At 56.6% G+C, this 6,676-nt stretch carries 6 protein-coding genes and 2 pseudogenes; 3 read left to right on the top strand and 5 right to left on the bottom strand.

Translation table 11 applies throughout. From position 1 onward, the window contains the following. Positions 1 to 242: 242 nt before the first annotated feature. Positions 243 to 1,598 carry a HEAT repeat domain-containing protein gene (locus ACWKV5_RS28100; RefSeq protein WP_483843907.1) on the bottom strand — a complete coding sequence of 452 codons (1,356 nt, stop codon included), beginning with the start codon at positions 1,596 to 1,598 and terminating at the stop codon, positions 243 to 245. A 492-nt stretch (positions 1,599 to 2,090) separates the two neighbouring features. On the opposite strand from ACWKV5_RS28100, the gene ACWKV5_RS28095 reads away from it, so the two are divergent. After that, positions 2,091 to 2,897, top strand: coding sequence for a lytic transglycosylase domain-containing protein (locus ACWKV5_RS28095; protein ID WP_483843906.1), 807 nt, complete (start codon positions 2,091 to 2,093; stop codon positions 2,895 to 2,897). A gap of 148 nt (positions 2,898 to 3,045) precedes the next feature. After that, positions 3,046 to 3,375, top strand: a complete 330-nt coding sequence (locus tag ACWKV5_RS28090) for a DHCW motif cupin fold protein (protein ID WP_483843905.1) — start codon at positions 3,046 to 3,048, stop codon at positions 3,373 to 3,375. 169 nt (positions 3,376 to 3,544) lie between these two features. On the opposite strand, the pseudogene ACWKV5_RS28085 reads toward ACWKV5_RS28090, so the two are convergent. Both ACWKV5_RS28085 and ACWKV5_RS28080 read right to left on the bottom strand, forming a co-directional pair. Continuing rightward, a pseudogene (locus ACWKV5_RS28085) lies at positions 3,545 to 4,519 on the bottom strand (methyl-accepting chemotaxis protein); the annotation flags it as partial. Between the two features lie 309 nt (positions 4,520 to 4,828). Then, a pseudogene (locus ACWKV5_RS28080) lies at positions 4,829 to 5,110 on the bottom strand (PAS domain-containing protein); the annotation flags it as partial. A 246-nt stretch (positions 5,111 to 5,356) separates the two neighbouring features. Between ACWKV5_RS28080 and ACWKV5_RS28075 the strand changes: the two are divergent. Beyond that, positions 5,357 to 5,701: a cupin domain-containing protein gene (locus tag ACWKV5_RS28075; RefSeq protein ID WP_483843904.1), complete on the top strand. Its 345-nt coding sequence runs from the start codon at positions 5,357 to 5,359 to the stop codon at positions 5,699 to 5,701. Positions 5,702 to 5,750: 49 nt separating this feature from the next. Here the strand turns inward: ACWKV5_RS28075 and ACWKV5_RS28070 are convergent, their stop codons facing one another. Beyond that, positions 5,751 to 6,053: a hypothetical protein gene (locus tag ACWKV5_RS28070; protein ID WP_483843903.1), complete on the bottom strand. Its 303-nt coding sequence runs from the start codon at positions 6,051 to 6,053 to the stop codon at positions 5,751 to 5,753. A gap of 78 nt (positions 6,054 to 6,131) precedes the next feature. Further along, on the bottom strand, positions 6,132 to 6,629 hold the full coding sequence (locus ACWKV5_RS28065; protein WP_483843902.1) for a hypothetical protein: 498 nt from the start codon (positions 6,627 to 6,629) through the stop codon (positions 6,132 to 6,134). Positions 6,630 to 6,676: the final 47 nt, after the last annotated feature.

Raw genomic sequence — 6,676 nt, 5'->3', positions numbered from 1 at the left:
TGCTGCCAATGGCCAGTCAAAAGCCGCAGATTATCGAAGTCATGTAGCTAAAAAACTATCCAAATCCCAACTGGCGGAAGCACAAAAAATAGCGGGGCAGTATTGTGAGAAATACCAATCAAGTCGCTGATTTCTGACGTGCATATTCTTTTTATATGTGGGTTGTGCTGCCGGTTGTTCAGTTCCACCACTGACCGTTTCTGGCCGGAATGTGCCGCAATGCTCTATGCCACACACGCCCATCATTTCGAGATTCGTGCGAAATTGGTGCTGCTGATAAGTCCTTCCGATTCCAGGCCTCGGAGCTGCTCAATCAGTTTCCCCCGCTCGGATCTGGACGTCACCGGATCGACAATTTGATATTGCTCTTCACACCACAGGTTGACCTTGTTTGCCCAAAACACTTGTACTGTGGGCTCTGTAGTCAACCGTGCCAGCAGGTAAGCTACTTGTTGCCATTTCGGACGCAGTCGCATGAGGGCATGACGGCGCTTATCGGATAGCTCATGCCAATCCCTGTCCAGTTTGGCGTCCAGCCCGGTATGCAATGAAGCCCACGATTGTTTGTTCAGTTGGGCGACAGCTGCAAGAAATACGGTGTCCGATGGATCGTCGAGTGCCGCAAGCAGCTCAGTCGATTGTCCCTCGCTCAGTTGACCCATAGCGGCTTGTCGCACGGTGGGATAATTGGATCGTGCAGCTGCCATCAACCAGCGTTGTTCGAGTTCGACATCAAGCTCTGCTGCCAACCCGAGGATACCCAGCCAACCGCGCTTTGCTTTGGGGAAGGCTTCCGTCAGTCGTCCTGCCAATATGGCCCGCGCATCAATATCGTGCTTCGGTGCTACCCAGCGCGCCAGACTGCGGATGGACCGCGAGTCATCCAGCAAGGCCGCGCACAACAACGGCTGTGGATTTTCCAGCAACGGCAGCAGGGCACGCATTACGCAGACTCGTACCTTCGCCCCTGGACGTGGAAGGGCTTCTTGTAGCAATTGCAGTGCTTGCGCATCCGGCAGCGCCTGGCAAGCAACCACGCCTGCCACGCGTACAGTTAATTCTCGATGGGCCAGCGCGTCTCGCAGAAGCGTCTGTTTATCGATATCTTTTTCCAGCAACAATTTAAACAGGTAGCGTGCCGCGCTGCCTTGTCGTGCCAGGAAGTTTGCGTAGACATCAGAGTGAACCTCGACCGCCTGAAGGATGTTGCGCACTGCCCTCAGCGTAGGGCCATGGTCTGCACGGTGACGCGAAGCTAGCGCCATGAGGGGTTCGAGCGCGAACAACAAGGCCTGAACATGGGAGGGCGATAGATAATGATTTAGGCTTTCCTTTGCCAGATCGCGAATTTGTGGCACCCAATCGTTCAACCGCTCGATCAATGCTGCTAATCCTTCGGGAGAGGGTTGGTCACGTAGCGCCCTGACGGCGACTTCGCGAATGAAGCCGTTGTAGTGGGTAGTCAGCGCTATCCAGTCTCCACTCTCCTCTGCTTTGCCGAGCAGATGCGCAGCTTCGTCACGACGCTGAGCCGCCCATTGCGTGACGGGCGCCTGATGATTTTGCAGTCGAGATAACCATTCCCGTATTGCTACCACGCTTCAATCCTTTCGCAACATTTCCATCTGAACCGAAATATACAGTAGATCGTGGTCACGTATATCGGGGCGGCAGCTGTAGCATTCTGAGTGACCGCTTCTGGCCGATTCTGTTGAAAAAGTCGGCCATGGTTTCCACGACAGAAAAGTACGCGCTTGAGATTGAAGTCTTTACTTTGAGCAGACGATTCCGGGTTCGGATTTTGCGTAGCTGCGCGCAATAAAGCCGCTTTTAGCGATCAATATGCGGGCAGTCTGGAAGAACCGACTTTTTCAACAGAATCGGCCGATTGCTGCCTCTTGTAACAGGCAGAAAACGGCCAGAAGGAGGCATTCGTTTGTGTCGGGTCGCTCGCCTTGCAACGCCGGCAGCCCGTACGTCAACGCAAAACTCCAAGGCCGGTTACAAGGGGTATAACTATCAGAACAAAGACGGGTCACCAGAATAGGCCTCCAAAGGTGTCCCTCACCTGATCGGCACGGAGCGATGTGATGAGTTCCAGAGCATGGCGATGGGCTCGCAAGAGCCTTCTTGGCTGCATCGAGCTGGCCTTGCTGGCCGCTCCACTGTGCGCCAGCGCCATGTTCAAGTGCCAAGCCGAGGACGGCGCCATCAGCTACACCAGCCAAGCCATCCCCAACGCCCGCTGCACTCGCCAGAATGACAAGGCCGGCGCCGGTGTCAGCGCCAAGGCAAGTGCCCTGCCAAAGCTTGCGCAGGACGACGATTCAGGCGCAGTGCGGGTTCGGGTGTTCACCTTCATGCACAAGGGTATTCGTCAATATGTGAGCCGACGCCCTGTCGGGACCTCCGCACGGGTCGATGTCCTTGAGCTCTATGTCATCAAGGGCTGCTACCTGTGCATGGCACCGAAGGATTTCAAGGTCGCCTCACTGCGCCTGGACACTGATTCCTATCGGCGGGAGATCGAAGCCGCTTCGGGTCTTTATGGTGTCGACAGGGCACTGGTCCGCGCAGTGATACATGCCGAATCGGCGTTTCGCCCCAACGCCATTTCCGAGGCCGGCGCCCAGGGGCTGATGCAGTTGATGCCCGCCACCGCCGAGCGCTTCGCTGTAAACAATCCGTTCGACGCACGACAGAACATTCGTGGCGGCGTGCGCTACCTGGCCTGGCTGCTCAAGCGCTTCAACGGCAACCAGATGCTGGCGTTGGCAGGTTACAACGCTGGCGAAGCGTCCGTGGTCGAGTACAACGGGGTGCCTCCCTACGCCGAGACGCAATCCTACGTCACCCGCGTGCAGTCCTTGACCGAACGCTATCGCAACCATCGCTAGTACCGTCGGCCAGAAACAACGGTGAAAGGGCTCGGCAGCCATTGCGGGTTCGCAGCGCCTGTATCCCATAAATGCGGACCGTCTGTGTCTATCGGCACGACTGCCAGATTGTTACGGTCTGCATTTATGGTATTTCGCTGAGGCAACAATGGATCTCACTGCAATCCCGTTCGGTACCACCGATTGGTCAACGATAGAGCCGGTGGCACATGCCGGTCAGACGGGCACAGCCTATTGGCGGACCTGCCAGTTTGGTTCAGCGCGTGTGCGGATGGTCGAGTACAGTCCGGGCTATCTGGCCGATCACTGGTGCTGGAGGGGGCACATCCTGTTGTGCCTGGAGGGGCAGTTGCATACAGAACTGGAAGATGGTCGTCAGTTCACACTGACGTCGGGCATGAGTTATCAGGTGGGGAATAATGCTGAGGGACATCGGTCGTTCACCACCACCGGGGCGAAGTTGTTCATTGTGGATTAGTCGCGGGGGTGGACTTGCTGACGCACTACCTCAGGCAAATGAAATCCTGTGCGAGCCTGCTCGCGAAAGCGGTGTGTCAGCCAACATCAATGTTGAATGGGCTACCGCCTTCGCGAGCAGGCTCGCTCCCACGGGTTCTTTGTGTTTTTGGAGAATAAAACCGTAATCTTTATCGGTTAAATCGCTCTGCCAATCCGTGCAGATACTCCGCCATTTCCTCCAGATCCTGGCTGATCGCAGCGCCTTGTTTGGCCTGTCCGGCGCTGTGATCACACAGTTGAGCGATCCGCGTGATCTGTTGATTGATGTCTTCCGTCACGTGGCTTTGTTCTTCCGAGGCCGACGCCATCTGTTGGCTCATGCCGGTGATTCGGCTGACGGCTTCACTGATGCCGACCAGCGCCGACTGCACCGCTTCGACACGCTGCATGCTGTCGCGGGAAATCTGTTCACCCCGGCTGGCAGTTGATACGGCGCGATCGGCGCCGATGTTCAGTGACGCGATGATGCCGTGAATCTGTTCAGTCGAGGTGCGGGTGCGTTGTGCCAGGGAGCGCACCTCATCGGCCACCACGGCAAAGCCTCGCCCTTGTTCACCTGCCCGGGCCGCCTCGATCGCCGCATTGAGCGCCAGCAGGTTGGTCTGTTCGGCGATGGAGGTGATGACATCCACGACACTGCCGATGGCTTGTGTCTCGATCGCCAATGCATTGACCGCCTGGCCGATTTCGTTGACGGCGTCGTTCATGGCCTGCATGGCGCTCAGGCTTTGCCCGGCCAGTTCACTGCCTTCCCGAGTCAACTGGTCGGCTTCGGACGCGGCATTCGCCGTGTTCATGACGTTTTGCGTGACTTCCTGGTTCGTTGCCGCCATCTGCGAAATGGCCGCGGCGGACTGATCCGTTTCACTGCGCTGGCGATCCAGCGACTGCGCTTGCGCACCCGAGAGTTCGGAGGACTGGGCGGCTTTGGCTTTTACATTGATCCCGGCATCGACCAGTCGGGTCAAGGCTGTTTGCAAACGTGCTTCCTCGCTCAGCATGGCCATGTCCAGTCGACCCTGGGGGCCGTGGTTGTCGCTAAAGGTGAGCGCGACCAATGGATCGGAAAAGGCTTTCGGGTGCTCGGCCAAGGTGCGTTCGATGGCTTTGCGATGTCGGGACTCGATCAGGTACCAGGCAACTATCAGGCTCGCCACCAGTACACCCTGGGCGGCCGATTTTGGTAGCCACTGGTCACCCAGCATAGAAACCACGCCAGCCATCAATAATGGCCAGCCGTGTTGTATTGGCCGGAAAATCTTCGCGCTCAGTGAAACGATCGGCTTGCCGGCCCGCATCCTGGCATAGAGTTCCGAGGACCGACGGACCTGATCGCGGGTGGGCACCGAGCGAACCGACTCGTAACCACTCATGCGCCCGTTTTCGTAGATGGGGGTGACGTAGGTACTGACCCAATAGAAATCACCATTTTTCGCGCGGTTTTTCACAATCCCCATCCAGGGTTTGCCTTGCTTGATGGTGTGCCACATATGAATGAACACCCCGGGTGGCATATCAGGGTGTCGAATCAGGTTATGCGGCTGGCCGATCAATTCGTCGTTGGTGAAACCGCTGATGGCAACAAACGCTTCATTGCAGTAAGTGATTCGGCTATCAAGGTCGGTAATGGAGATCAACCGTTGTTCGGCAGGGAAGACTCTTTCTTGCTCGGTTACGGGCAAATTCACACGCATAAAACGCGATCCTTCTTCGGATTATTATTATGTTTTTGGAGGTACGAAAGAGGCGTAGCGCCACTACGGTCAATGACGTGTTTTACGCGTATTCATGTGTGACCGACCATTCATTCGACGACACCTTCTTTTCATTTCATGACACGCCTGAACCGCTGATCGATCCTTCGTCGCCCCCCGAGTGCGGGCACGCTTCAAGGGTGTTTACTGCCAGTCAGGCCCGGTCAGTACAGAGAGGAATTCGTGATGAACAACGAGCAGCCAGCACCCGAGACAAAAGGCGTTGCGGTGCAGTTACTGGCAACGATTGATTTGGGTCCTGAGATCGAGGGCATGGCAGGGCGCCAACTCAGAATGCGCAAAGTGACCATCGAGCCTGGAGGCGTTTTCGGGCCGATTCATAACCATATAGACCGACCCGGCACCGTCTACATCCTGCAAGGAACGATCACCGATCATCGCAATGGAGTGGCCACGGACTATGGGCCGGGAGTGGGCTGGCCCGAAGACAGAAACACCACGCATTGGCTCGAGAACAGAGGAACGATGACAGCGGTGGAGATCTCGGTCGACATTGTGCGACAGGACTAAGCTCTGCTCCGCCATCCTCAAAACGTTGCAGAATTGAGGTCTTGGGCCGCTATTGATTTTTGCACTCCGCCACCACCACCTGGCAGGTCTTCGGCGTGCCACCGGAGCGGCCGGCATAGCGTATGCAATTGTCCATGGATTTCTTGCGCGCCATGTTCAGGGTGTCGCCCCAGGCCAGCCCACCCTCGCCGGAAGAGGGTAGTGCTTTTGCATAGCAATTTGAGCCAAAGCTTGAGAGCGCATAGGGATCCCTGTGCACTTTTCTTGAACATCCTGTTGTCAGCGCCAGGCTGATGGCGAGCAGGGAGAGCAGGACCCATGACCAGCAGTGGCGCGCTGTTTTTTCGGTCATCGCATGTCCCCTGAGCAAGAGGCGAGTTTAGAGTCTTGTTCTACTCAGATTAGACGGTGCAGCACCCTTGCTGTTGCCTTATGCCCGTTTCAGCTCATCGTCCGTGAGTCCCAGTTCTTCCAGAATGTCAGGGCGCAACCGTTGCACCGGCGATTTGCTCATGTGCTCCTTGAGATCGGCCACGGCAGTGCTATCAACGCTTGAGGGATTTGCCGCTTGCAGTGCCACGCGGGTTTTCGCGAACGCTTCATCAACGTTGTCGGCGATCTTGTTGGCGCCGCTCACATCTTTGAGGTGCTGTTCGGCCATGACCGCCAGTGTCCGCTCAGACACTTTTACGGTTTGCATCTGCATTTTGGGGGCTTCGGGTTCACCACTTAAAGTGGTGGCGTCTTTTACTGGCTTGTCGTCGGTGCGCCTTGAAAGCGGTGCAGTTGGAGGGTTCTTTGCACTGATCAACATGATGAGTAAATCCCTGATTGTTGTAGGTAGAAGGGCCAGGGCAATTAGCGTGCCGCCGCTTTCAGTCGCCTGTTTGCAGGTTGCGAGGGGAGTTTTCAGCGACTGCGCGGTCAACCCTTGCCGCAATGCGGCATGCGCTGGCAGTAAATTTCGACAGGCTG

The organism is Pseudomonas oplopanacis (assembly GCF_057128725.1).
The sequence above is the reverse complement of the archived record's forward strand: the minus strand, read 5'-3'. Positions and strand labels throughout refer to the sequence as shown.

Bases quoted from the DNA above. Each gene is read 5' to 3' on its own strand.
- ACWKV5_RS28095 (WP_483843906.1), top strand. From the start codon at position 2,091: ATGAGTTCCAGAGCATGGCGATGGGCTCGCAAGAGCCTTCTTGGCTGC.
- ACWKV5_RS28090 (WP_483843905.1), top strand. From the start codon at position 3,046: ATGGATCTCACTGCAATCCCGTTCGGTACCACCGATTGGTCAACGATA.
- ACWKV5_RS28075 (WP_483843904.1), top strand. From the start codon at position 5,357: ATGAACAACGAGCAGCCAGCACCCGAGACAAAAGGCGTTGCGGTGCAG.
- ACWKV5_RS28070 (WP_483843903.1), bottom strand. From the start codon at position 6,053: ATGACCGAAAAAACAGCGCGCCACTGCTGGTCATGGGTCCTGCTCTCC.